The following is a 25,059-nucleotide window of genomic DNA, read 5'->3' on the forward strand; positions in this document are numbered from 1 at the left end:
GGAACGGAAGGTCGTCAGTGACTCAAGATACGTCCGAGACATGCCCGGTGACCAGCGATTCCGCCGGGGCTGCCGGTTGCCCCGTGAGTGCCGGGTACGACGACATCCCGCTCGGACCCGACTCGCTCACCTGGAAGTACTTCGGGCAGTGGACGGGACTGTTCCAGGGCACCTGGGCCGGCTCGATGCAGAACATGCACCCGCAGCTCGGGGCCGCGGTCGAGGAGCATTCGATCTTCTTCATCGAGCGCATCCCCAGACTGCTGCGGTCGATCTACCCGATCGGCGGCGTGGTCTTCGACGGCGACCGGGCGCCGCAGACCGGGGCCGAGGTCCGCGACTATCACATCGGCATCAAGGGTGTGGACAAACAGGGGCGGCGCTACAGCGCGCTGAACCCGGACGTCTTCTACTGGGCACACGCGACGTTCTTCAAGTCGACGCTGTTGGCGGCCGAGAAGTTCGGCGGTGGCATCTCGCTGGCCGACAAGCGTCAGCTGTTCGACGAGCACGTGCAGTGGTACCGGATGTACGGCATGAGCATGCGGCCGGTGCCCAAGTCCTGGGAGGAGTTCGAGGCCTACTGGGAGCACATGTGCACCGAGGTGCTGGAGCGCAACTGGGCCGCGGTCACCGTGATGGATCTGTCCACGATGCCCAAACATCCCTCCCTGCAATGGATTCCGGACCCATTGTGGAAGCTGAACCTGAAGGTGATGCAGCGCTTCCTGACGTTCATGACCGTGGCGCTCTATGACGAGCCGGTGCGCGAGCTGATGGGGTACACCTGGACACCGCGTCAGCAGTTCCTGCACGACCGGCTGTGTGAGGTCATCACGTTCGCGGGCAAGGTGCTGCCCAAGCGTTCGTTGATGCACCCGCGCAAGCGCTCGGCGGTGGATCGGGCCAGTGGCCGGTTGCCCGCCGATTCGCCGCTGGTGCAGACCCCGGCCCGCAATCTCCCGCCGGTGGAATACCGGGGGAACCCGAACTTCTACTGCCCGCAGGTGTAGCCGCCGCGCGGTCTACGGTGGACCGCATGCAGCAGCCACTCGGCGGTCGCTACGAACTGCGCGGACTGCTCGGCCGTGGTGGGATGGCCGCGGTGCACGACGGCTGGGACACCCGGCTGGGACGCCCGGTCGCGATCAAGCTGATGGACCCCACGGCAGGCGACCGGCGGCGCTTCGAGTCCGAGGCGCGTGCGGTCGCCACGTTGAACCACCCGAACATCGTTGCCGTGCATGACAGCGGCGAGCACGCCGGCTTGCCCTACCTGGTGATGGAACGGCTTCCCGGGCGCACGCTGGCCGATGTGTTCGCCGCCGGTCCGGTGCCGGCCCAGCAGGTGCGGGCGCTGTTGTCGGAGTTGCTCGCCGGTTTGGCCGCCGCGCATGCCGCGGGGATCCTGCACCGCGATATCAAGCCGGCCAACATCCTGGTCACCGCGGCCGGCGGTATCAAGATCGCCGACTTCGGTATCGCCAAGAGTCCCACCTCCGCGCACACCATGACCGGTCAGGTCGTCGGGACGCTGGGCTATCTGAGCCCGCAACGGCTGGCCGGGCACCCCGCGACCGTCGCCGATGATCTGTATGCCGCCGCGATGGTGGCTGCCGAGGGTCTCGTCGGTCGCATCCCGCTGCCACACGAGAATCTGGCCGCGTTGCGCCCCGACGCCGACGCGGCGTTGGTGACGGCGATCCAGCGCGCCCTGGCCGCCGACGAGCGCGTGCGCTTCGCCAGTGCCGAGCAGATGCTTGCGGCGCTGTCGGCGCGGCCGGGGACCCTGGTGTTGGATCAGCCGCTGCCCGATCCGGCCACGGTCATGGTGGCGGTGCCGCGGCCGCGCAGCCGTCGGCGCACGGTGCTTGCCATGGCGGGCGGGGCGGTGGCGTTGCTCGTGCTGCTCGCCGCCTTCCTCGTCGACACCGCCTCCCGCAACGGGACGCCCACGCCGGCGCCGAGACCGAGCGCGACGAGTCCGTCTCCGGTCGCGCCGGTGTCCTCGCCGCCGGGCCTGTCGACGACGACCGTCGCGCCCGCCCCGGCACCCGCGCCGGGTCCGCCTGGGGGTCCCGGGCGCGGCAACGATGGGAACGGGAAGGGTGACAAGGGGCCGAAGCCCAAGCCGGACCGCTGACGCGTCGGTGATGACGCGAGAGTGACGTTCTTGCGGTCAAAGCGGCCGTCAGAGCGCAGAAACGTCACTCTCGTGGGCCGGAGTTGTCGTGGTGCCCCCACCAGGGCTCGAACCTGGGACCTGCGGATTAAAAGTCCGTAGCTCTACCGACTGAGCTATAGGGGCGTGTGCTCGAAAAGGATACTTGGCCCGCTGATCAGACGGGTGGGGGCATCCGGTTTGGGATTTCGCGCAGCTGTGTCCTAAGCTATCGAAGCTTCCAACGTCACCGGCGTTGAGAGCGGCCCGGAGAAATCCGGATAGGCCCCCATCGTTTAGCGGCCTAGGACGCCGCCCTTTCACGGCGGTAGCACGGGTTCGAATCCCGTTGGGGGTACGGCGCGACGGTGGTGACACACCGGAGTGCAGCAGTACAGAGCAAGGCCCTGTGGCGCAGTTGGTTAGCGCGCCGCCCTGTCACGGCGGAGGTCGCGGGTTCGAGTCCCGTCAGGGTCGCCATCTCGGCGAGGTATCCCGGTCGAAAGGCCGGGGCCTTCCGGCCAGGTAGCTCAGTTGGTACGAGCGTCCGCCTGAAAAGCGGAAGGTCGCCGGTTCGATCCCGGCCCTGGCCACTGCACATCGGCCCATCGCGGGCCCGTTCACCTTTCCAATGTTCCGCTGACAGCCTCACCATGCCTATATAGGCACGGTGAGGCTGTCAGCGGAACATTCGGTTCGGCACGGTAATTGTCATTTCCGTAACATCCTTCCCACCGATCACGATCAACAGTCGTGTCGCAATCATTCGGGGATGAAACACGTAATCGCCTGACCGCCGCCGCGGTCGCGCTCGTCAGCGCCCTGCTCGCGGTGTTCGCGCTCGCCGGCGCACCGGCGGCCCAGGCCCAACCGGCGGGCAAGGACTTCTCCAAACCCGCCATCGTGATCCTTGGCTACGGCCTCACCCCCGACGGCTGGATGCGACCCATCCTGTTCACCCGGGTGCTCACCGGACTGGCCGTCGCGCAGGCTTTCCCGCAGTCGCCGATCATCGTCACCGGCGGTAACCCGCGCCAGGGCCGCACCGAGGCAGGCGAGATGCGCAACCTGCTGCAGATGCTCGGGTTCCCGGCCAACCGGATCATCCTGGAGGACAAGGCCAACAGCACCGTGCAGAACGCGCGGTTCTCGGTCCCGCTGGCCAAGAAGGCCGACACCTCCGGCATCATCCTGGTGACCTCGTCGACCCATCAGGACCGCGCCGACACCAACTTCGTCGACGCCGGGGCCAATGTGCTGGCCACCGTCAGCTTCCCCGACGGCGACCCGGCGACGAACATCGGTCAGTTCGTCAAGGATGTCCTCAGTCCGGTGATGGCCATCCGATGAGGGCGGTACGCTCCGGCCATGGAGCTACTACGCAGCGTAGTTGTGCTGCTGCACATCGTCGGTTTCGCCGTCACCTTCGGCGCCTGGGCGTCGGCGGCGCTCTCGACGCAACCCCGGTTCACCAGGGTCATGGACTACGGGCTGTTGATCTCGCTGATCACCGGACTGGCACTGGCCGCGCCGTGGCCGTCGGACGTGGTGCTCAACTACCCCAAGATCGGGGTCAAGCTGGTGCTGCTGGTCATCCTGGGCGGCGTGTTGGGCATGGGCAGCGCCCGGCAGCGACGCACCGGTCAGCCCGTCGCCGCGTTGCTGTTCTACCTCGCCGGGGCGCTCTCGCTGACCGCGGCGGGTATCGCCGTCATATGGTGAGCGGGTGACGACGGATGCAGCCGGGGCCGATTTCCGCACCCGGTTGCTGGCCGCGTGTGAGGCCTCCATCGCCGAGGACGGCTACGCCAAGATGACGATCGCCGATATCGTCCGGCGGGCCAGGACATCGCGGCGCACCTTCTACGAGTACTTCTCCAGCAAGGAGGAGTGCTTCATGGCGCTGCTGGCCGACGCGAATGCCGATCAGATACGCCAGATCTCGGCCGCCGTGGACCCCGACGCGCCATGGCGCGATCAGGCCCGGCAGGCCATCGAGGCGTGGATCGCCTCGGGTGAGGCCCGCCCCGATGTGACGCTGAGCTGGATCCGCGACGGCCCGTCGCTGGGTGCCGCCGGACGCGCGCTGACCCGCGATTCCATGGAGCAGTTCATCGAGATGGTGAACGCTCTGATCGACAGCCCGCGGTTCCGCGAGGCCGGTATCGGGCCGGTGTCCCGTCCGCGCATCATCATGTTGCTCGGTGGTCTGCGCGAGCTCACCGCGGTCACCGTGGAGAACGGCGGGACGATGAGCGATATCACCGAGGACGCCGTCGAGGCCACCATCGCGCTGGTCGCCGCCGGTTGATCAGGCGGTGGCGCGGGCCTGCTGCAACAGGATCGGGTCGTGGGCGTTGACCATCAGCAGGTCGGATTCGTTGCGCGCAGCGAGCTCTGCGAGCCGGATGTGGTTGTCGCGCACCTGCTTGCGGTCGAAGGCCAGCACCATCTCCATCCCCAGGATCTTCGGTATCGGCCTACCGTCGATCCGGCCGCGGTGATAGAAGGCATCACCGGTGTGCAGTACCCAGCGGTGCCCGGCGTCCACGGCCACGCAGGCATGCCCACGGGTGTGCCCCGGTAGCGGGATCAGCACGATGCCCTCCAGGATCTCCTTGGCGGCCCCGAACCCGCGCCACGGCTCGCCGTCAGGCTCGTGCTCGACAAGCGTCGGACCGTGTGACCACTGGATGCTGCGGTAGCGCATCCGTTCCCGCAATGACGGCGCGTGCACCGCACCTGCCGCCTCCGCGGCGGTGACATGCACCTGCGCGGCGGGGAAGTCGGCGATCCCGCCGATGTGGTCGAAATCGAAATGCGTGACGACGATGTGCCGGACGTCATCGCGCGCGAACCCCATGGCCTCGATCTGGCGCGCCGCGGTCTCGGCGGGGTCCAGTACCGGCCGGGAGGCGAACCGGAAGGGTCCCAGGCGTCGCGCGGGCTCGGCGCAGTCGAGTAGACCGTAGCCGCTGTCGACCAGGACGAGTCCGTCGTCGGACTCGATGAGCATGACATGGCACACCAGCGGTGCGCTCGGAACGGGCATGCTGCCGCAATTGAGATGATGGACGCGCAAAAGTCTTACCCCCTGTGGACCTTTGCTGTGAGCTTATGGACTCCGCCCGAGCGGGTGCATCGGGGGTTGTTCGGCCTGGGGTACGTTGAGCCGATGGTCCGCCCCGCGCAAACGGCTCGCAGTGAGCGCACCAGGGACGCGCTGCGTAAGGCCGCCATGGTGCGCTTTTTGGCCCAGGGTGTCGAGGACACGTCCGCCGAACAGATCGCCGCCGATGCCGGCGTCTCACTGCGCACCTTCTACCGGCACTTTTCGTCCAAGCATGACCTGTTGTTCGTTGATTACGACGCTGGTCTTGAGTGGTTTCGCGCCGCACTGGCCAACCGATCCGCCGACGAATCCATCGTCGAGGCCGTGCACGCCGCCATCCTGGAATCCCCCTATGACGTCGACGCCGTCGCGCGTATCGCCGAGTTGCGCTCCGACGAGCTGGATCCCGGGCGCATCGTGCGGCACATCAGACAGGTCGAGGCATCCTTCGCCGAGGTCGTCGAGGAGCACTTGCGCGAGGATCAACCGCCGGCCACCGATATCGACACGCGGTTGCAGATCACCGTCACCGCGCGATGCATCGCCGCGGCGGTGTTCGGTGCCATGGAGGTGTGGATGCTCGCCGAGGACCGGTCGTTGCCCGAGCTGGCCCGGTTGTGCCGCACGGCGCTGGACTCGTTGGAATCGGGCGTGGTTCCGCACCGCTAGATGTTTTGTCAATATTGACAAAACATGGGGTCCGATGTCAGCCTCGGGTGATGTCGGACAGCTTTGATGCCATCGTCATCGGTGCGGGTCACAACGGCCTGGCTGCCGCAGCCCTCCTGCAACGGGCGGGTCTTCGCACCCTTTGCCTGGACGCCAAGCTCTATGCCGGCGGAATGGCCTCCACCGTCGAGCTTTTCGACGGCTACCGTTTCGAGATCGCCGGGTCCCTGCAGTTCCCGACCTCGGCGGTGGTGAGCCGCGAGCTCGGCCTGGACGCGTTGCCGTGCATCGACGTCGACGTCATGTCGGTATCGCTGCGCGGTATCGGTGACGATCCGGTGGTCTACTACACCGACCCGATGAAGCTGCTCACCCACCTCAACGAGGTGCACGGCGCCGAGGCGGTCAACGGGATGGCGGGGCTGATGGCCTGGAGTCAGGCCCCGACCCGCGCGCTCGGGCGATTCGAGGCTGGCCTGCCGCCCAAGACACTCGATGAGATGTATGCCTGCGCGACAAACGAATTCGAGCGTGCGGCCATCACCGACATGCTGTTCGGGTCCGTCATCGACGTGCTGGACCGCTACCTGCCCGACGCAGAGAAGCACGGTGCGCTCCGCGGCATGCTGTCGTTTCTTGCGGTCAACACCACCTACCGCGGCCCCGCGACACCGGGTAGCGCCGCGGCGTTGGCATTCGGGCTGGCGGTGCCCGACGAGAACGCGGTGCTGATGAAGAAACTCCTCGGCGGCATCGGCGCGCTGACCAATCACCTGCGCGACATGCTCGTCGACGGCGGCGGCGAGTTGCGGTTGCGATCCAAGGTCGACCAGATCCGCACCGCCGCGGGCCGGGTCACCGGGGTGCGGCTGGCGGACGGCAGCGAACTGAGCGCGCCCGTCGTCGTATCCGCACTGGCGCCCGATGCCACCGTGACCCAGCTGCTCGACCCCGTGGCACTACCCGGTGATGTGCGCGACCGCTTCGCCCGCACCGACCACCGCGGCAGCTACCTGCAGATGCATTTCGCGCTCGACGGCCTGCCCACCTTCGCCGACCCGTACACGATGCTCAACGATCCCGAGATGCAGTCGGCGATAGGTCTTTTCAGCACTCCGGAGGAGCTGCAGGAGCAGTGGGAGCAAAGCCGGCGCGGTATCGTGCCCGCCGACCCGGCGATCGCCATGCAGATGCCCTCGGTGCAGGATCCAGACCTCGCCCCGCCCGGCAAGCATGCGGTGTCGGCCTTCTCGCTGTGGTTCCCCGTCGAAGGCAACGCCCGGGCGTCCTACGGCGATCTCAAGGCCGAGATGGGTCGTCGGGTCATCGACAAGATCACCCGACTGGCACCGGATTTCGAGCAACGGATCATCCGGCACACCACCTTCACGCCCAAACATATGGGCACGATGTTCGGAGCTCCCGGTGGCGACTACTGCCACGGGCTGATACACCCCGAGCAGATGGGTCCGAACCGTCCGGGACCCAAAGGCTTTGCCGACCAGCCGATCCCGGTCGACGGCCTCTACCTCGGCAGCGCCGGATGCCATGGCGGGCCCGGTATCACGTTCATACCCGGCTACAACGCCGCGCAGGCGGTGTTCGCCGACGCGGGCTAGGCGTGTTCTTCGCCGGCCGGCGCACCGCCCTCGTCGGACCAGTCCGAGCGGTCCTCGGCACCCTTGGCCGGGTCGCTCAGGACATCGTCCTCGGCGCCCGGTTTACCTGCGTCTGACTCGGTGGTCTTGGGATCTGCGCTCACGCGATGTCGATACCCGTTTCGCGGGTGTCGAAAACGGTGCTCAGCGGTCCCGATTCTGCAGCTGCTGCATCCAGTCCGCAGGCACCCGCGAGCGGGGACCCGGCACCGACTGGTCGGTGGGATGCGCCTGGGGTGCACACAATTCCGGGCCGTCGTAGTACTGATCGGTGTCGTAGTTCCAGAACCAGTCCTCACCCGGCTCGAAACTGCGGATGATCGGGTGGCCGGTGCTGCGCCAGTGTTGTGCGGCGTGCCGGGCCAGCGAATCGTCACAGCAGCCGATGTGGCCGCAGGCGGTGCAGCGACGCAGATGAACCCACCACCCGCCGTCGGCGTCGCACTCCACGCAGCCGCTACCTGATGGGGGAACCGAGGGATCGACGTCCACGCCGGTGAGTCTACGCAGCCCGGACGCTGTGCATCACCGTGATCGAATCAAGCTGAGCTAAATCGTGCGAGGAAAGGCCACCAGCCAAATCGCATATTGACGTCGGCATATTGCTGATAGTTGCCTTTGACAGCAAATTCCGCCGGTCATAACGTCCGCCGCGATGAGCACCTCCGGTCAGTTGACGAAGTCCATGGATGCCGTGGGCGGCTTCATGGTGCTCAGCGCGGAATCGTTCGGTGCCATGTTCCGCCGCCCGTTCGCGTGGCGGGAGCTCTTCGAACAGATCGCCTTCGTGGCCCGGGTATCGATCTTCCCGACCATCATGCTGTCCATTCCCTACACGGTGCTGATCGTCTTCACGCTCAACATCGTGCTGCTCGAAATCGGTGCCGGCGACCTGTCCGGTGCCGGTGCCGCACTGGCCTCGGTGACCCAGGTGGGCCCTGTCGTCACGGCCATCGTCGTCGCCGGTGCCGGTGCCACGGCCATGTGCGCCGATCTCGGTGCCCGCACCATCCGCGAAGAGATCGACGCGATGAAGGTCATCGGCGTCAATCCGGTGCAGGCGCTGGTGGTGCCCCGCGTCATCGCGGCCACCTTCGTCGCCCTGATGCTCTACTCGGTGGTGGCCGTGGTGGGGTTGACCGGCAGCTACCTGTTCGTGGTCTACGTGCAGAACGTCACCCCGGGCGCCTTCGTCGCGGGCCTGACACTGCTCACCGGCCTGCCGCAGGTCATCGTCTCGCTGGTCAAGGCGCTGCTCTTCGGGCTCTCCGCCGGGTTGATCGCCTGCTACAAGGGATTGTCGGTGGGCGGCGGACCGACCGGCGTGGGTAACGCGGTCAATGAGACCGTGGTCTTCGCGTTCATGGCGCTGTTCCTGATCAACATCCTGGCCACCGCGCTCGGCGTGAAAGTGGCGCCCTGATGACCACTTTCGGGCAAGGGTTGGTCGACCGGACCCGCCTGCTCGGCGAGCAGACCGCCTTCTACGGCCAGTCCCTGGCCCATATCGGAGACGCGGTCCGCCGCTACCCGGGCGAGGTGCTGCGGCTGATCGCCGTGATGGGCATGGGCACCGGCGCTCTGGCCGTGATCGGTGGCACCGTCGTCATCATCGGTTTCCTGACGTTGTCCACCGGTGCGCTGATCGCCGTGCAGGGGTACAACACGTTGTCCAATGTCGGCATCGAGGCGCTCACCGGATTCCTGTCGGCCTTCCTCAACGTCCGGTTCATCGCACCCGCCACCGCCGGGGTTGCGCTGGCCGCGACCATCGGTGCGGGTGCCACCGCGCAGTTGGGCGCCATGCGGATCAACGAGGAGATCGATGCCCTGGAGGTGATGGGCATCCGGGCCATCACCTATCTGGTGTCCACCCGCATCGTGGCCGGTGTCGTGGTGGTGATTCCGCTCTACACCGTCGCCGTCCTGATGTCGTTCCTGGCAACACGATTGGGCACAACCTTCGTCTACGGTCAATCCGCCGGCGTCTACGACCACTACTTCTCGACGTTCCTGCGGCCCTCGGACCTGCTGTGGTCGTTCGTGGCGGCGCTGTCGATGGCCGCCGCGGTGATGGTCGTGCACACCTACTACGGATTCACCGCGACCGGGGGTCCGGCCGGCGTCGGGGAAGCGGTGGGCCGAGCCGTGCGGACCTCGGTCACCGCAACGGTGTTCGTCCTGTTGACCATCACGCTGTCGGTGTACGGGCAGTCCGGCAACTTCCATCTCTCGGGGTAGCGCGGTGAACAATGCGCCGCGCAGCGAGAAGATCGACCCGATCTGGTATGCGCCCATCCTGCTGATCGTCATCATCGCGCTGACGGTCATGACCGCGCTGTTGTTCTCCGGGACGCTGCGCACCTTCGTGCCCGTCACGCTGATATCCGACCGGGCCGGCTTGGTGATGGAGAACGGTGCGAAGGTCAAACTGCGCGGCGTGCAGGTCGGTGAGGTCGGATCGATCGGCACCGAATCGGGTTTCGCCGCATTGCATCTCGACATGTACCCCGGGCCGTTCGAGCATCTTCCCGCCAACGTCGAGGCTCAGATCAAGTCCACCACGGCATTCGGTGCCAAGTATGTGGATCTCATCGTGCCCGACTCCGGGCCCAGCCCGGACCGGCTCGCGCCCGGTGCGGTGCTGCGCAGTCGTAATGTCACCGTCGAGGTCAACACGGTGTTCGAGAACCTGCAGGCCGTCGTGCAGGCCGTCGACCCGGCCAAGCTCAACGCCGTGCTGGCCGCGGTATCGGAATCGCTGCGCGGCAGAGGGGACCGGATAGGCCGGGCGATCACCGAGGCGAACAAGGTGCTGCTGGCCGTCAATCCACGGATGCCCACCGTGCAACGCGACTGGCAGTTGTTCGGACAGACCGCCGCCGCGTATTCCGCTGCGGCGCAGGACATCGTATCGATCCTCGATTCGTTCTCGACCACCTCGGCGACGATCACCGGCCACGCGCAGTCGCTGGACACCCTGCTGCTCTCGGCGGTCGGCTTCTCCCGATCGGGTATCGACGTGATCGGCGGCAACCAACCCGCTCTGGTTCGCGCCATGAATCTGCTCGACCCGACCACTGCCCTGCTGATGAAGTATTCGCCGACCTACACGTGCCTGTTCCAGGGCGCGGTCTGGTTCCTGGAGCACGGTGGCCGTGATGCCCTCGGCGGCAACGGGAAATCGGTCATCATGGACGCGGCGATGCTCGCCGGTGACGACGCCTACCGATTCCCGCAGAACCTGCCCAAGACCAATGCCACCGGTGGCCCGGGTGGGAAGCCGAGTTGCGGTTCACTGCCCGATGTCAGCCAGAACTTCCCGGTCAAGGCACTGGTCACCGATACCGGTTGGGGCACCCTGCCCAACGAGATCCGCACCAACCCCGGTATCGGCTTCCCCGGCTGGGCCGACTACCTTCCGGTCACCCGCGCGGTTCCCGAACAACCGAGCATCCGCCATCCCGGCGGCCCCGCCCCGGGCCCAGGACCGTTCGGAGCTCCGGCACCGCCGTTCCCGCTTCCACCTGTCCCGGCGACATTCCCGCCCGCCCCGTGAAAGGCCCTGTCATGCGCCGCAAGAGCATCACCGGCACCGTGATGCGGGTCGCGGGATTCACCGTTATGTGCCTGGTGTTCCTGTTCGCCCTTGTCACCGTCTTCGGGCAGTTCCGCTTCGACTCGCGTGTTACCTACAGCGCCGTGTTCACCAACATCTCCGGTCTCAAGGGCGGCAACTTCGTCCGCATCGCCGGTGTCGAAGTGGGCAAGGTGACCAACCTGACCCTGCACAAGGACGGCACCGTCACCGTCCAATTCGCCGTCGACAGGGGTCTTTCCCTCACCGAGGGAACCACGGCCGCGGTGCGCTACGAAAACCTGATCGGCGACCGCTACCTCGCGCTGGAGGAGGGGCCCGGTTCGGTGCGACCGCTACAGCCGGGCCAGACCATCCCGCTGGAGCGCACCCACCCCGCCCTCGATGTCGACGCGTTGATCGGCGGCTTCCGGCCGCTGTTCCGAGCGCTGGATCCCGACCAGGTGAACGCCTTGTCCGGCCAACTACTCAAGGTGTTCCAGGGCCAAGGCGGGACGGTGTCATCGGTGCTGGCCCAGACCTCGGCGCTGACCAAGACGCTGGCCGGACGCGACGAACTGATCGGGCAGGTGATCACCAACCTCAACACCGTGCTGGGTACGTTCGCCGCACGCGATGACCAGTTCTCCGCGGGGCTGGGTGATTTGTCGAGCCTGGTGCAGGGTCTGGCCGACCGCCGCGACGATATCGCGACCGGCGTGGCGCATATCAGCGCCGCGGCCGGCACCGTCGCCGACCTGCTGGTGCAGGCCCGGGAACCGGTGAAAGAGGCGGTGGCACAGACGGACCGGGTCGCCGGACAGATCATGGCCGACCACGACTACGTCGATGAGCTGGTGCGGACCCTGCCTGATACCTACCAGATCCTGGCCCGGCAGGGCCTCTACGGCGACTACTTCGGCTTCTACCTGTGCGATGCCGCGCTCAAGGTCAACGGCAAGGGCGGTCAACCCGTGTACATCAAGCTGGCCGGCCAGGACACCGGAAGGTGCACACCGAAGAAATGAAACCCATCGCCGAACGTAACCGCGCGGCCGTCGGAGCCGTGGGCACCCTCGTGCTGGTCGCCGTCGTGGCAGCCGCGTTCTCCTACGACAAATTGCCCGTCATCAAGGGGACGTCGGACTACACCGCATATTTCGCCGAGGCCGGTGGCATCAAACCGGGCAGCGATGTCCGGGTCTCCGGATACGGCGTCGGTCGCGTGTCGAGCGTGACGTTGGAGGGCACCAAGGTTCTCGTCGAGTTCACCGTCGACGACGACGTCGAACTCGGTGACCGCACCGAGGCGGCCATCAAGACCGAGACGGTGTTGGGCACCAAGATGCTCGAGCTCACCCCGCAGGGCGACGGCGCACTCGCCGGGACCATCCCGCTGGAACGGACCACCTCGCCCTACGATCTACCCACCGCCCTCGGGGATCTCACGACCACCATCAGCGGGCTGGACACCACCCAACTGTCCACCGCATTGTCGACCCTGGCCGAGACCTTCCAGAACACCCCGGCCGACCTGAAGCTCGCCCTCGAAGGTGTCGCGCAGTTCTCCGACACCCTCAACACCCGCGACGCCCAGTTGCGCGCCCTGCTCGCCGACGCGAACAAGGTGACCGGAGTACTGGCCAAGCGCAGCGACCAGATCGCCGCGCTCGTGGTCAACGCCAACTCGCTGCTGGCTGAGCTGCTGTCACAACGAGATTCGGTGGACGCGTTCATGGGCAATCTGGCAGCGGCATCGGCCCAGCTGTCCGGCCTGGTGGCCGACAACCGCGAACAACTCACACCCGCCCTGGACAAGGTCAACGGAGTGCTGTCGATCCTGGATAACCGTAAACAGGAACTGCAGCGCACGCTGTACCTCTTGCGTCGCTACGCGATGTCCTTCGGTGAGGTGCTCGGCTCCGGCCCGTTCTTCAAGGCCTCGCTGGTGAACCTGTTGCCCGGCCAGTTCGTCCAACCGTTCGTCGATGCGGCCTTCTCGGATCTGGGTCTGGATCCGAACGTGCAGGTGCCCTCGCAGCTCGTCGACCCCGGCGTGGGCCAACCCGGTACCCCGGCGCTGCCGGTGCCGTTCCCGCGCACCGGCCAGGGTGGCGAGCCGAATCTCACACTGCCCGATGCCATCACCGGACATCCAGGCGATCCGCGGTACCCGTACCGGCCGCCGCTGCCCGGCCCACCACCCGGTGGCCCACCGCCGGGTCCGCCGGCAGCACCCCCGCCCGGCTTCTCCGGTCCTGCGCCGGTCGGCCCGACCGCGGTGTACGTTCCCGCACCCGGTGAGGTCGCACCATGACCGCGAAGGTGCGGATCGCGCTGGCCGCCGCGTTGTCGGTGCTGCTGGTCGCCGGCATCTCGGTCGTGGGCACCTCCTGGTGGGACCGCGTCGTCACCAACACCTACGTCGGCTACTTCGCCAATACCAACGGCCTCTATGTGGGTGACGAGGTCCGGATTCTCGGTGTCGCCGTCGGTGCCATCGAAGCGATCGAGCCACAACCGCAGAACATCAAGGTGACCTTCTCGGTGGACGCCCGCTACCCGGTGCCCGCCGACGTCCGGGCCGCCGTGCTGTCCCCATCCCTGGTGAGCGCCCGCGCCATCCAACTGGTACCCGCCTATGACGGTGGACCGAAACTGGCCGCCGGCGCCGCAATCCCGCAGGAGCGCACGGCCGTTCCGGTGGAGTGGGACGACTTCCGCGCGCAACTGCAGAAGCTCACCGAATCCCTGCAACCGACCACGCCCGGCGGCCCGAACTCCGTCGGAGAATTCATCAACAGCGCAGCGGAGAACCTGCGCGGCCAGGGTGGCACCGCCCGGGACACCGTCCTCAAACTCTCACAGGCCATGTCGGTGCTCGGTGACCACAGCACCGATATCTTCAGCACTGTCCGCAACCTGCAGATGCTGGTGTCGGCGCTGTCGGCCAGCAGTGACCTGATGGCCCGGTTCAACGTGAATCTGGCCGACGTGTCGACCGTGCTGTCGAACACACCCGACGAGATCGCCGACGCCACCTCAGGTCTCGATGCGGCGGTCACCGACCTGCGCGGGTTCATCGCCGACAACCGGGAATCGCTGGGCACCACCGTCGATCGGTTCACCGCCGTCACCACCGCCCTCAACGATCGCCGAGGTGATGTCAAGCAGGTCCTGCACGTCGCACCGACGGTGTTCCAGAACTTCATGAACATCTATCAGCCTGCGCAGGCCGCGGTCACCGGCATCATGGCACTGGGCAATTTCGCCAACACCGTCGGATTCATCTGCGGCGCAGTGCAGGCCGCCTCCCGGCTGAACAGCGAACAATCGGCCAAACTCTGCACGCAGTATCTGGCGCCGATCGTCAAGAACCGGCAGTACAACTTCCTGCCGATCGGTGGAAACCCGTTCGTCGGTGCGACCGCACGCCCCAACGAGATCACCTACAGCGAGAACCATCTGCGACCCGACTTCGTCCCGGCTGCGCCACCGCCGCCGGACCCGATCGACATGCTGGCCGCCGAGGGCCCCGCGGTACCGACCGATCCTGCCGCCGGTCTACCCGGTCTGATGGTGCCGGGCGGCACTCCGTGAGCCGCAGTGCGGTGGTCGGGATCTTCATCGCGGTGTTGGCGTTGGTGCCGGGATGCCAGTGGCGAGGCCTGAACTCGTTGAGCCTGCCCGGTACCGCAGGCACCGGCGACGGGGCCTACACCATCCAGGCGCAGCTACCCGACGTTGTGGTCATCCAGCAGAACACCCGCGTCCGGGTTGCCGACGTCAACGTCGGGAACGTCACCAAGATCGAGGTTCAGGACTGGCACGCCCTGGTCACCATGCGGATCGACGGAGGCGTCGTGCTGCCCGCCAACGCCACGGCCAAGGTCGGCCAGACCAGCTTGCTGGGCTCCATGCACATCGAGCTCGCCCCACCCACCGACGCGGTCCCGCAGGGTCGGTTGACCGACGGTTCGGTGATACCGCTGTCCGCGGCCGCGACCTACCCCACCACGGAGCAGACCCTGGCCTCGGTGTCGGTCCTGCTCAACGGCGGCGGGCTGGCTCAGTTGCAGGAGATCAACCAGAGTTTCGCGACAGCACTGGCCGGGCGTGAAGACGATATGCGGAGTCTGCTCACCCAACTGGACACCTTCATCAGCGCGTTGAACGCGCAAACCGACGACATCATCACCGCCACCGAACATCTCAACGACCTCGCCGGACAGGTCGCCGCCAACGACGTCGTCGTCGACCGGGCGCTGACCACCATGCCGCAGGCGCTGAAGGTTCTCGCCGACTCGCGAACCAAACTGGCCGATGCCATCGACGCGCTGGGCAAGTTCAGCGCCATCGCGAACTCGACGGTGCAGCAGAGCCGCGAGTCGTTGGTGAACAATCTGCGCCAGATCGCGCCGGTGTTCCGCGAGCTCGCCGATGCCGGACCCGCCCTGACCAGGGGCCTGGACTTCCTGTCCACCTACCCGTGGGTGAAGAGCACCATCCCGAACTGGTTCCGCGGCGACTTCGCCAATATCAGCCTCATCGTCGATCTCACCCTGAGTCGGCTGGACAGCAGCATCTTCACCGGTACCCGGTGGGAGGGCAACCTGACCGAACTGGAGATGCAGTGGGGCCGCACCATCGGCACCATGCCGAGCCCGTACACGGCGGGCAACCCGCTGGTCGCACCGTACCGGTGGGGGTCGTACTGAAGTGATACGTCTGCACCGCAAGGTTTGGATCCAACTGGCCGTCCTCGGCTCGATCACCGTGATCGCCGGCGCGGTCATGCTTTTCGGATTCGTCCAAGCACCGGCACTGCTGGGTGTCGGGCGCTATGAGGTCACCCTTGAACTGCCCCGTTCCGGCGGGCTCTATCCGACATCGGTGGTGACCTACCGCGGTGACGAAATCGGTCGCGTCACCTCCGTCGATGTGACCGACGTCGGGGTTCGGGCCGTCCTCACACTGGAATCGGACACCCCGGTGCCCGCCGATGTTTCCGCCGCAGTGCACAGCCGGTCGGCCATCGGTGAACAGTTCGTCGAACTGACCCCGAACGGGGCGGATGGCCCGAACCTGCGCGATGGCGATGCCATCGCATCCGACAGGGTATCGGTGCCCGCCGATATCGCCGGTCTGCTCGATGCGACCAATACTGCGCTGCAAGCCATTCCGCGGGAGAATCTGCGCACCCTGGTCGACGAGGCCGACACCGCGGTCGGCGGTCTCGGGCGTGAACTCGCCCGGATCGTCGACGGTTCGACCGCTGTCGCCACCGATGCCGGTGCTGTCACCGATCAGCTGACCACACTGATCGACCAGTCACCGGCAGTGCTGGACTCCCAAGCGCGGACCGCTGATTCGATCCAGACGTGGGCGTCGCGGATGACGTCGGTGACCGGCCAGTTCGCGGCCCAGGACGCCGCTTTCGGCGATCTGCTCAACCAGGGCGGACCCGCCCTGCAGGAGGGCCAGGCGCTGTTCGACCGGTTCGCTCCCGCGCTACCGGTCCTGCTGGCCAACATGGTCAGCCTGGGCGATATCGCGGTGACCTATCGCGCCGATCTGGAGCAACTGCTGGTGTTGTACCCGCAGGGAACGGCCGTCATGTCCGCCATCACCGCGGCCAATGCGAACACCAAACAGGCCTACCGCGGAATCTATCTGGACTTCAACCTGAATCTGAACTGGCCGCCGCCATGCAACACCGGATTCCTACCGGCCCGACAGCAGCGCATCCCCACCGACGTCGACGCCCCGGACCGCCCATCGGGGGAGCTGTACTGCCGCGTGCCACAGAACTCCGATCTCAACGTCCGCGGGGTGCGCAACATCCCGTGCGAGACGAAACCGTGGAAACGCGCGCCCACCGTGGAGATCTGCGAGAGCGATGAGGAGTACGTCCCACTCAACGACGGCTACAACTGGAAGGGCGACCCGAACGCGACGCTCAGTGGGCAGGGTGTGCCGCAGTACCCGCCCGGGGTGTCCGCGCCGGGCGAACCGCCACCGCCGATCGCGGGAAGCGCCCCGAACAGCACCGGTGCGCCGGCGCTCGCCGCTCCGGTCACCGGGACACCCGTGGGCGGCGCACCGCAGAATGTCGCGGTCGCGGTCTACGACCCCGCCACCGGTGGTTACATCGGACCGGACGGTCGCCGCTACACCCAGGGCGACCTGGCGCAGTCGGGCGAGCGCACGTGGGAGTCCATGCTGGTGCCGTCGGCATAGTGCACCCGAGGCGGTCCCGGGGTCGCTACTGTCAGCCCATGGCAACCAGCGTTTCCCGTGAAGTGGTCATCGAGGCGACCCCGGAGGAGATCCTCGCCGTCGTCGCCGACGTCGAATCCACCCCGTCCTGGTCCCCCCAGTACCAGAAGGCCGAGGTGGTCGACCGGGACGCGGAGGGCCGTCCGCACCGCGTCATCCAGACCATCAAGACCGTCGGTATCAGCGATCAGCTGACGATCGACTACACGTGGGAGGAGAACAAGGTCAGCTGGGTGCTGGTCAAGGCCAGTCAGTTGAAATCCCAGGAGTGCAGCTACACCCTGACACCCGAGGGGGACAAGACCCGTGTCCGCTTCGACATGACCATCGACCTGGCGATCCCGTTGCCCGGCTTCCTGCTCAAGAAGGTCATGTCCGGTGCCATCGACGTGGCCACCGACGGCTTGCGCAAGCAGGTGCTCAAGGTCAAGAAGGGGTGACCGGCGGGCAGGAGCGAAGCGACCGGGGATCAAGGAACGGCAGCGGTCCGCTGGCCGGCGTCCGGATCGTCGAACTCGGCGGGATCGGGCCCGGACCGCATGCGGCGATGATGTTGTCCGATCTGGGCGCCGATGTGGTGCGCGTCCGTCGGCCCGGCTCGTTGCAGATGCCTGCCGAGAACGTCGACCTGCTGCACCGCGGCAAGCGCGTCGTCGACGTCGATGTGAAGCGCGAACCGCAGTTGTTGCTCGATCTGGTCGCGAAAGCCGATGTGCTGCTGGACTGTTTCCGGCCCGGGACGTGTGAGCGGCTCGGCATCGGACCCGACGAGTGCACCGCGGTGAATCCGCGGCTGATCTATGCGCGCATCACGGGTTGGGGGCAGGACGGGCCGTTGGCGCAGACCGCCGGGCACGACATCAACTATCTGTCCCAGACCGGGGTGCTGAGCGCCATCGGGTATCGGGATCGCCCTCCGGTCGCGCCGCTGAACCTGGTCGCCGATTTCGGCGGCGGTTCCATGCTGGCGCTGGTCGGGATCATCGCCGCGCTCTACGAGCGTGAGCGGTCCGGCGTGGGGCAGGTGATCGACGCGGCGATGGTCGACGGGGTCAGCATGCTGGCTCAGATGATGTGGACCATGAAGGCGACGGGATCGCTTGCCGATCAACGGGAGTCGTTCCTCCTCGACGGCGGCGCCCCGTTCTATCGGACCTATGAGACGGCCGACGGCGGCCATCTGGCGGTCGGGGCCATCGAGCCGCAGTTCTTCGCGGCGTTGCTCGCCGGCCTGGAGTTACGCGCCGACGAGGTGCCCGGGCAGTTCGAACGTGACCGCTGGCCGCAGCTGCGCGCCGCGTTCGAGGCGCGAATTGCCACGCGCACGCGTGACGAGTGGGTGGCGGTGTTCGCCGGCACCGACGCCTGCGTCACGCCGGTGCTGAGCTGGGCCGAGGCCGCCGACAGCGCGCACCTGCGGGCGCGCGACACCCTGATCGACGTCGGGGGTGTGCGGCAGGCCGCGCCGGCGCCGCGGTTCTCCCGCACGCCGGCCGGACAGGTCGGTGTCCCGCCGCAGGGCGCCACCGAGCTCGCCGATCTGGGATGGTGACGGCTTTGCTGAAGAACTTGACGTCGATTGGTTAAAACCAGTTCGACAAAATCCTTGCGGCAATATAAGGACGGTCTTATATTTGCCTGATGGCTGTCAGAGCGTCGAGAGAGCTTCTCTTCGACGCCTCGCCGGAGGCGATCCTGGATGCGCTCGCCGACATCGACGAGGTGCCGACCTGGTCAACCCTGCACAGGGCCACCGAGGTGGTGGATCGTCATCCGGATGGCAGGCCCCATCACGTCAAGGCCACCGTGAAGATCATGGGCATCACCGACAAGGAGATGCTGGAGTATCACTGGGGTGACGACTGGATGGTGTGGGACGCCCAGGACACCTTTCAGCAGCGCGGTCAGCATGGTGAGTACAAGCTGATCCGCGAGGGCGACCGCACCCGGGTCCGCTTCGACCTGATCATCGATCTGGCCGCACCCATCCCGGAGTTCCTGATCCGACGCGCCAAGAAGCTGGTCCTCGACGCGGCGGTCGACCGGCTACGCGCGCGAGTCAGCCGGTTCTACGGCTGACCGGAATGCCGAAGACCAGAATCAGCGTGCGGCAAAAGGAATTCTGACCACCGTCCTGTCGCTGTCCGGTACATGCCCACCGGAATCGTTCTCGTTCCCAACCGACAGTCGGCCAACCATGTCGACGACGCCATCGCCCAGGCCCGCCGCGCCTACGACGCCGGGGTCCGCCAGATCTGGCTGGCCCAGCAGTTCGATCACGACGCCATCGGGTTGGCCGGCTTGATCGGTGCGGCCGTGCCGGGACTTGGTGTCGGGACCTCCGTCGTCCCGCTGAATCCGCGGCACCCGTTGATCGTCGCCGCGCAGGCCCAGACGGCGCAGGCCGCCGCCCACGGCAACTTCAGCCTCGGGATCGGGCTGGGCGCCCACAAACCCGAGCAGGATGCCTTCGGTCGATCGTGGCCGAACCCGGTGGCGCGGCTGCGCGAGCATCTGCAGGTGTTGCGCGCGGTGTTCGACGACGGCGCGGTCGACTTCCACGGGGACGAATTCAGCGCCGGCCCCGAGTGGCCGGTATCGGTGGCCGGTGGGACCCCGGTCCCGGTCTATGTGGCGGCGATGGGCCCGAAAGCGTTGCGGGTCACCGGTGAACTGGCCGATGGCACCCTGCCGTATCTGGCCGGTCCCCGCACGGTCGGCGAGTTCATCGGCCCGGCGATCACCGCGGCTGCCGCCGGCGCGGGCAGGCACGCCCCGAAGATCATCGCGATGGTGCCCGCACTGGTCACCGATGATGTCGCGGCCGGACGCGCGCTCGCTGCCGAGACTCTGGCCTTCTACGCGACGATTCCCTCGTACCAGAAGGTGATCGAGCGGGAACAGCTCGATTCGATCACCGACCTTGCCGCCGTCGGTGACGCCGCGACCGTGCGTGCCCAACTGCGTCGCTATCTGGACGCGGGAGCCACCGACGTGGCGCTGAGCCCGCTGGATCATTCGCTGCCGTCGTTGGAACGGCTCTGGGACGTCACCTCTTCGCTGTAGGCACGATCTTGGCAACACCGCGGCAACATCCGCGGCTTACCGTGAAGCGATGATGTCGGTACGACGTTCGGCGCTGCTCGACCACCTGGTCGCCGACCGGACCAGGACATCGCAGCACGAGATTCTCGTCGAGTTGCGGCGCGCGATCCTCGACGGTGGCGTCCCACCGGGCACCCCGATTCCGCCTGCCGAGGTGGCCGACCTGTTCGGGGTCAGCCCGATTCCCATCCGTGAAGCGCTCAAGACCCTGGTGGCCGAAGGGCTGGTGACACACCGCCGCAACGGGGGATACACCATTGCCCTGCTCACCGCGCAGGAGCTCCGGGAGATGTACATCGTGCGGGAGACGTTGGAGTCGGCGTCGCTCACCGCGGCGGTGTACAACGCCACCGATGCCGACCGCGCCGCCGCGGTGCTGGCCAATCAACGCCTCGAACAGGCCATCAACGATGGTGATGCCGCGGCGTATCACCGGGGTAGCCGACAGTTTCACGCCGCGTTGACCGCACCGTCCCGCATGCATCGCCTGCTCCACATGTTGGAGGCGGCGTGGAATGTCACCGAGCCGGTCCAGTCGATGGTCCATGTCAGTCCCTCCCATCGGGCCGAGCTGCACGCCGATCATCGCGCCATGCTGGAGGCGTTCCTTGCCGGCGATGTGGCCTGTCTGTTGGCGGTCGCCGAACACCATGCCGGGCGCCTCAATGCCGTCATCGCGACGCTGCCGCGCGATACCGGCCTGTTGGCCTGAGAAATATATTTCTCCCGCAACCGAGAAGATAAGTCCGGTGAAACGGTGGGGAAACAAAGCGGTCGCATAGTCGGCAACCATGACCGAAACCGTTGTCCCACCCAATAGCGCGCCACCTGGAGCCGCCGTCGGCGCCGGTGACATCGTCGAAGCCGCCGGACACCCCGTCGGCGGCGGCGTCATCAAGCCCGGCTACGACCCCCGGCTGACCAATGAGGACCTCGCACCGCTGGGCAAGCAGTCCTGGACCTCCTACAACATCTTCGCGTTCTGGATGTCGGATGTGCACAGCGTCGGCGGTTATGTCACCGCGGGCAGTCTGTTCGCGCTCGGCCTGGCCAGTTGGCAGGTGTTGGTCGCGCTGCTGGTCGGTATCACCATCGTCTACTTCTTCTGCAATCTGGTGGCCAAACCCAGCCAGGCCACCGGCGTCCCGTACCCGGTGATCTGCCGCACTGTGTTCGGTGTGCTCGGTGCGAACATCCCGGCCATCATCCGTGGGTTGATCGCGGTGGCCTGGTACGGCATCCAGACCTATCTCGCATCGGCGGCGCTGGATGTCGTGCTGCTCAAGCTCTTTCCCGGACTGATGCCCTACGCGGTGGTCGAGGACTATGGTTTTGCCGGGCTCTCGTTGCTGGGCTGGTGCAGCTTCCTGCTGCTCTGGGTGCTGCAGGCCTGCGTGTTCTGGCGCGGCATGGAATCAATCCGGAAGTTCATCGACTTCTGCGGTCCGGCAGTCTATGTGGTGATGTTCATGCTGTGCGGCTACCTGATCTACAAGGCCGGTTGGGGAGCCATCGACCTGAACCTCGGTGCGGTCACGCACACCGGTTGGTCGGCGGTGCCGGTCATGTTGGGCGCCATCGCGCTGGTGGTGTCCTACTTCTCCGGCCCGATGCTCAACTTCGGTGACTTCTCCCGTTACGGCAAGTCCTTCGAGGCCGTGAAGCGGGGCAACTTCCTGGGTCTGCCGGTGAACTTCCTGGTCTTCTCGGTGCTGGTGGTCGTCACCGCGTCACTGACATTGCCGGTGTTCGGGGAACTGCTCACCGATCCGGTGGAGACGGTGGCCCGCATCGACTCCACCTTCGCCATCGTGTTGGGCGCGTTGACGTTCACCATCGCCACCATCGGCATCAACATCGTCGCCAATTTCATCTCACCGGCCTTCGACTTCTCCAACGTCAGCCCGCAGCGCATAAGCTGGCGCGCGGGCGGCATGATCGCCGCGGTCGGTTCGGTGCTGATCACCCCGTGGAACCTGTACGCCAACCCGGAGGTCATCCACTACACGCTGGAGACCTTGGGCGCGTTCATCGGCCCGCTGTTCGGTGTCTTGATCGCCGACTACTACCTGGTGCGCAAGCAGAAGGTCGTCGTCGACGATTTGTTCACCATGGCCGAAACCGGAAAGTACTGGTACACCAAGGGATACAACCGCATCGCGGTGATCGCCACGGTGCTCGGCGCGATCTTGGCGGTGATCCCGGTGCTGCTCGGCGGCAGCGTCACAGGCATGTACACCGCCGCCCAGTACAGCTGGTTCATCGGCTGCGGCGTCGGCTTTGCGGTGTACTACCTGCTGGGCACCCGCGACAAGCTGGTTGCCGCATCGCTGTCCTGATCCTCGAGACGGCCGAGTGTGACGTTGTTGCGTCAATTCCTTGCCGAACAACGCAACAACGTCTCACTCGCGGCATCCGGCGGGTGTCATCGCCCCCGCAACACCTGGAGCCGGCGAATCGCCTCGTCCATGGTGTCGTCGCGCTTGCAGAAGGCGAAGCGCACCAGGTGATTCCAGCCGTCCGCGGGGTTGTCGGGGTCACCGCTCGTGAACGCGGACATCGGGATGGCCGCCACCCCGGCCTTGTGTGGCAGCTCGGCGCAGAACGCGGTGCTGTCGGTGTATCCGAGCGGACGCGGGTCGGCACACAGGAAATAGGTGCCGGCGCTGTGATGCACCTCGAAGCCCAGATCTGCCAATGCCTCGCCGAGGCGGTCGCGCTTGGCCTGCAGATCGGCGCGCAAACCGGCCACCCACTCATCCTCGTGATCGAGTGCGTATGCCACGGCGGGTTGGAACGGCGCGCCGCCCACATACGTCAGGTACTGCTTGGCCGCCCGCACACCGGCGATCAGGTCGGGCGCCGCACACGCCCAGCCGATCTTCCAACCGGTGGCGTTGAACATCTTGGCCGCGCTGGAGATCGTCACCGTGCGCTCCCGCATACCCGGGTAGCCGGCCAGTGGGTGATGCTCAACGCCGAAGACCAGGGTCTCGTACACCTCGTCGGTGATCACCAACAGATCGTGTTCGGTCGCCAGCGCGGCGACCGCCGACAGTTCGGCGTCGCTGAGGACCATGCCGGTCGGGTTGTGCGGGGAGTTCAGCAACAGCGCGCGGGTGCGTGGGGTGACCGCGGCCCGCAGCGCCTCGACGTCGAGGGCGAAGCCGCGGCCGGCGGGTGCCAACGGAACGGTGACCCGGTGGCACCCGGCCATCGCGATGACGGGGGAGTAGGAGTCGTAGAACGGCTCGATGACCAGTACCTCGGAGCCGGGCTCGACCAGACCGAGCAGGGCGGCCGCGATCGCCTCGGTGGCGCCGACGGTCACCAGCACCTCGGTGTCCGGGTCGTACTCGATGCCGTAGCGGCGCCGGCGCTGGGCGGCGATCGCGTTGCGCAGCTCCGGAATGCCGAGCCCGGGCGGGTACTGGTTGACCCCGCCGGCGATGGCGTCCTGAGCGACCTTCAGCATCTGGGCGGGGCCGTCCTCGTCGGGGAAACCCTGTCCGAGATTCACCGCGCCGATCCTGGCGGCCAGCGCCGACATCTCCGCGAAGATCGTCACCGCGTAGGGCTGCAGGCGGGAGACGGTCATACCGCCAGACTAGTTGCCCGCCCGGCAGCCCCGTGATGTCAGCCCAGTAGCGGCCGTAGGTCGGTGTCGATCCAGTCGGTGAAGCTCTGCCAGCCGATCTGCGGATACTGTGCGTGCAGTGCGGCAATATCCACGGTGTACCCACCGGCGGCAAGGAAGGTGAACATGGCCCGCATGTCGGGCGAGGCGATCTGCGACGGCTCGCGGGTCACCAATTCGACCGGACGGCCCAGGGTTTCGGACAGTGCGGCCGCCATCTGTCGACCGGACGGCTCATCGGAGGCGAGGTCGATGCGGGTGTTGCGCACCGGATCGGGATCGGTCAGCACCGCCGCGACGAACCGCCCGAGATCGCGCCGGGACAACTGCTGCAGCGGCGCGTCGGCCGGCAGCGGCAACTCGAAGACCCCAGCCTTGATGTCGGCGAGGCCGCCGAGCATGTTGTCGTAGAAGTACGACGGCCCGACGATGGTGTACGAGAGGCCGGATCCGGCCAGCTCGTGCTCGACGACGGCCTTGCTGTCGAAATGCGGGATCCCGGTGTGCTGATCGGCATCGGCCACCGACGAGAACACCAGGTGCGGAACCTCGGCTGAGCGGGCGGCCGCCAAGATGGTCCGGCCCTGCGCGATCTCGGCCTCGGGCCCCTCCTCGAACGGGGTGGTCAGCGCGTACGCCCCGGTCACGCCGGAGAAGGCCCGAGCGACGGACGCCTCATCGGACAGATCGGCGGCCATCACCTCGACACCGGCCTCGGCCAGGCGCCGCGCCGCGGGTGAGTCAGTACGCCGGGTGATCCCCCGCACCGTCGCCCCGGCCTCCAATAGCGGTTTGACCACTGCGCCACCCTGTGCGCCGGTGGCTCCCAGTACCGCGAAATATCCGCTCATCGTCCCAGCC

Annotated in this window: 26 protein-coding genes and 4 tRNA genes; 24 read left to right on the top strand and 6 right to left on the bottom strand. The window is 66.8% G+C overall.

Annotated elements, in window-relative coordinates:
- Positions 1–17: 17 nt before the first annotated feature.
- A complete protein-coding gene (locus IC40_RS0102505; protein ID WP_030133191.1) occupies positions 18–1,013 on the top strand; it encodes an oxygenase MpaB family protein in 996 nt (331 codons plus the stop codon).
- A gap of 26 nt (positions 1,014–1,039) precedes the next feature.
- Positions 1,040–2,143, top strand: coding sequence for a serine/threonine-protein kinase (locus IC40_RS0102510; RefSeq protein ID WP_030133192.1), 1,104 nt, complete (start codon positions 1,040–1,042; stop codon positions 2,141–2,143).
- A gap of 89 nt (positions 2,144–2,232) precedes the next feature.
- Here the strand turns inward: IC40_RS0102510 and IC40_RS0102515 are convergent.
- A tRNA-Lys gene (locus IC40_RS0102515) sits at positions 2,233–2,308 on the bottom strand.
- Between the two features lie 138 nt (positions 2,309–2,446).
- On the opposite strand from IC40_RS0102515, the gene IC40_RS0102520 reads away from it, so the two are divergent.
- The 6 genes from IC40_RS0102520 (at position 2,447) to IC40_RS0102545 (ending at position 4,472) form a co-directional block, all read left to right on the top strand.
- Positions 2,447–2,519: transfer RNA gene (locus IC40_RS0102520), tRNA-Glu, on the top strand.
- Between the two features lie 45 nt (positions 2,520–2,564).
- Positions 2,565–2,641 (top strand) — tRNA-Asp (locus IC40_RS0102525).
- A 39-nt stretch (positions 2,642–2,680) separates the two neighbouring features.
- Positions 2,681–2,754, top strand: a tRNA-Phe gene (locus IC40_RS0102530).
- Positions 2,755–2,914: 160 nt separating this feature from the next.
- On the top strand, positions 2,915–3,511 hold the full coding sequence (locus IC40_RS0102535) for a YdcF family protein (protein WP_042509860.1): 597 nt from the start codon (positions 2,915–2,917) through the stop codon (positions 3,509–3,511).
- An 18-nt stretch (positions 3,512–3,529) separates the two neighbouring features.
- Positions 3,530–3,883, top strand: a complete 354-nt coding sequence (locus tag IC40_RS0102540) for a hypothetical protein (protein WP_030133194.1) — start codon at positions 3,530–3,532, stop codon at positions 3,881–3,883.
- Positions 3,884–3,887: 4 nt separating this feature from the next.
- A complete protein-coding gene (locus IC40_RS0102545) occupies positions 3,888–4,472 on the top strand; it encodes a TetR/AcrR family transcriptional regulator (protein ID WP_030133195.1) in 585 nt (194 codons plus the stop codon).
- On the opposite strand, the gene IC40_RS0102550 is transcribed toward IC40_RS0102545, so the two are convergent.
- Positions 4,473–5,243 (bottom strand): MBL fold metallo-hydrolase, encoded by a 771-nt coding sequence (locus tag IC40_RS0102550; protein ID WP_030133196.1) that lies wholly within the window; start codon positions 5,241–5,243, stop codon positions 4,473–4,475. It lies immediately after the preceding gene.
- 93 nt (positions 5,244–5,336) lie between these two features.
- On the opposite strand from IC40_RS0102550, the gene IC40_RS0102555 reads away from it, so the two are divergent.
- Together IC40_RS0102555 and IC40_RS0102560 are read left to right on the top strand one after the other, a co-directional pair.
- A complete protein-coding gene (locus IC40_RS0102555) occupies positions 5,337–5,942 on the top strand; it encodes a TetR/AcrR family transcriptional regulator (protein WP_030133197.1) in 606 nt (201 codons plus the stop codon).
- Positions 5,943–5,992: 50 nt separating this feature from the next.
- Complete coding sequence (locus IC40_RS0102560) at positions 5,993–7,561, top strand: phytoene desaturase family protein (protein WP_030133198.1); 1,569 nt, start codon at positions 5,993–5,995, stop codon at positions 7,559–7,561.
- Here IC40_RS0102560 and IC40_RS28010 read toward each other — a convergent pair.
- Together IC40_RS28010 and IC40_RS0102570 are read right to left on the bottom strand one after the other, a co-directional pair.
- Entirely contained in the window at positions 7,558–7,704 is a 147-nt protein-coding gene (locus IC40_RS28010) for a hypothetical protein (RefSeq protein ID WP_019511135.1), read from the bottom strand. The genes IC40_RS0102560 and IC40_RS28010 overlap by 4 nt on opposite strands.
- A gap of 40 nt (positions 7,705–7,744) precedes the next feature.
- Positions 7,745–8,092 (bottom strand): UBP-type zinc finger domain-containing protein, encoded by a 348-nt coding sequence (locus IC40_RS0102570; protein WP_030133199.1) that lies wholly within the window; start codon positions 8,090–8,092, stop codon positions 7,745–7,747.
- Positions 8,093–8,255: 163 nt separating this feature from the next.
- On the opposite strand from IC40_RS0102570, the gene IC40_RS0102575 reads away from it, so the two are divergent.
- From IC40_RS0102575 to IC40_RS0102640, 14 genes are all read left to right on the top strand, one after another.
- Positions 8,256–9,023, top strand: coding sequence for an MlaE family ABC transporter permease (locus IC40_RS0102575; protein ID WP_030133200.1), 768 nt, complete (start codon positions 8,256–8,258; stop codon positions 9,021–9,023).
- Positions 9,023–9,841: an ABC transporter permease gene (locus IC40_RS0102580; protein ID WP_030133201.1), complete on the top strand. Its 819-nt coding sequence runs from the start codon at positions 9,023–9,025 to the stop codon at positions 9,839–9,841. The genes IC40_RS0102575 and IC40_RS0102580 overlap by 1 nt, the downstream gene beginning before the upstream one ends.
- Positions 9,842–9,845: 4 nt before the next feature.
- Positions 9,846–11,159 carry an MCE family protein gene (locus IC40_RS0102585; RefSeq protein WP_042509861.1) on the top strand — a complete coding sequence of 438 codons (1,314 nt, stop codon included), beginning with the start codon at positions 9,846–9,848 and terminating at the stop codon, positions 11,157–11,159.
- Positions 11,160–11,170: 11 nt separating this feature from the next.
- Positions 11,171–12,205 (top strand): MCE family protein, encoded by a 1,035-nt coding sequence (locus tag IC40_RS0102590; protein WP_030133203.1) that lies wholly within the window; start codon positions 11,171–11,173, stop codon positions 12,203–12,205.
- Positions 12,202–13,494, top strand: coding sequence for an MCE family protein (locus IC40_RS0102595; protein WP_030133204.1), 1,293 nt, complete (start codon positions 12,202–12,204; stop codon positions 13,492–13,494). The genes IC40_RS0102590 and IC40_RS0102595 overlap by 4 nt, the downstream gene beginning before the upstream one ends.
- Entirely contained in the window at positions 13,491–14,777 is a 1,287-nt protein-coding gene (locus IC40_RS0102600) for an MCE family protein (protein ID WP_030133205.1), read from the top strand. The genes IC40_RS0102595 and IC40_RS0102600 overlap by 4 nt, the downstream gene beginning before the upstream one ends.
- Complete coding sequence (locus tag IC40_RS0102605; protein ID WP_030133206.1) at positions 14,774–15,895, top strand: virulence factor Mce family protein; 1,122 nt, start codon at positions 14,774–14,776, stop codon at positions 15,893–15,895. Before IC40_RS0102600 ends, IC40_RS0102605 begins: the two co-directional genes overlap by 4 nt.
- 1 nt (position 15,896) lies before the next feature.
- On the top strand, positions 15,897–17,417 hold the full coding sequence (locus IC40_RS0102610) for an MCE family protein (protein WP_030133207.1): 1,521 nt from the start codon (positions 15,897–15,899) through the stop codon (positions 17,415–17,417).
- A 38-nt stretch (positions 17,418–17,455) separates the two neighbouring features.
- A complete protein-coding gene (locus IC40_RS0102615; protein ID WP_030133208.1) occupies positions 17,456–17,896 on the top strand; it encodes an SRPBCC family protein in 441 nt (146 codons plus the stop codon).
- Positions 17,893–19,008 carry a CaiB/BaiF CoA transferase family protein gene (locus IC40_RS0102620; RefSeq protein ID WP_042509862.1) on the top strand — a complete coding sequence of 372 codons (1,116 nt, stop codon included), beginning with the start codon at positions 17,893–17,895 and terminating at the stop codon, positions 19,006–19,008. The genes IC40_RS0102615 and IC40_RS0102620 overlap by 4 nt, the downstream gene beginning before the upstream one ends.
- Positions 19,009–19,097: 89 nt before the next feature.
- A complete protein-coding gene (locus IC40_RS0102625) occupies positions 19,098–19,535 on the top strand; it encodes an SRPBCC family protein (protein WP_030133210.1) in 438 nt (145 codons plus the stop codon).
- Positions 19,536–19,607: 72 nt separating this feature from the next.
- Positions 19,608–20,522, top strand: coding sequence for a TIGR03564 family F420-dependent LLM class oxidoreductase (locus IC40_RS0102630; RefSeq protein ID WP_030133211.1), 915 nt, complete (start codon positions 19,608–19,610; stop codon positions 20,520–20,522).
- A gap of 52 nt (positions 20,523–20,574) precedes the next feature.
- A complete protein-coding gene (locus IC40_RS0102635; RefSeq protein WP_372494018.1) occupies positions 20,575–21,273 on the top strand; it encodes a GntR family transcriptional regulator in 699 nt (232 codons plus the stop codon).
- A 79-nt stretch (positions 21,274–21,352) separates the two neighbouring features.
- The gene (locus IC40_RS0102640; protein ID WP_030133213.1) at positions 21,353–22,900 is read left to right on the top strand and encodes an NCS1 family nucleobase:cation symporter-1; all 1,548 of its coding nucleotides are present in this window, start codon (positions 21,353–21,355) and stop codon (positions 22,898–22,900) included.
- A gap of 86 nt (positions 22,901–22,986) precedes the next feature.
- On the opposite strand, the gene IC40_RS0102645 is transcribed toward IC40_RS0102640, so the two are convergent.
- Together IC40_RS0102645 and IC40_RS0102650 are read right to left on the bottom strand one after the other, a co-directional pair.
- Complete coding sequence (locus IC40_RS0102645; RefSeq protein WP_030133214.1) at positions 22,987–24,159, bottom strand: pyridoxal phosphate-dependent aminotransferase; 1,173 nt, start codon at positions 24,157–24,159, stop codon at positions 22,987–22,989.
- A 38-nt stretch (positions 24,160–24,197) separates the two neighbouring features.
- Positions 24,198–25,049, bottom strand: coding sequence for an NmrA/HSCARG family protein (locus IC40_RS0102650; RefSeq protein ID WP_030133215.1), 852 nt, complete (start codon positions 25,047–25,049; stop codon positions 24,198–24,200).
- Positions 25,050–25,059 lie beyond the last annotated feature (10 nt).

It is taken from the genome of Mycolicibacterium neoaurum ATCC 25795 (genome assembly GCF_000691525.1).
Lineage (GTDB): Bacteria > Actinomycetota > Actinomycetes > Mycobacteriales > Mycobacteriaceae > Mycobacterium > Mycobacterium neoaurum.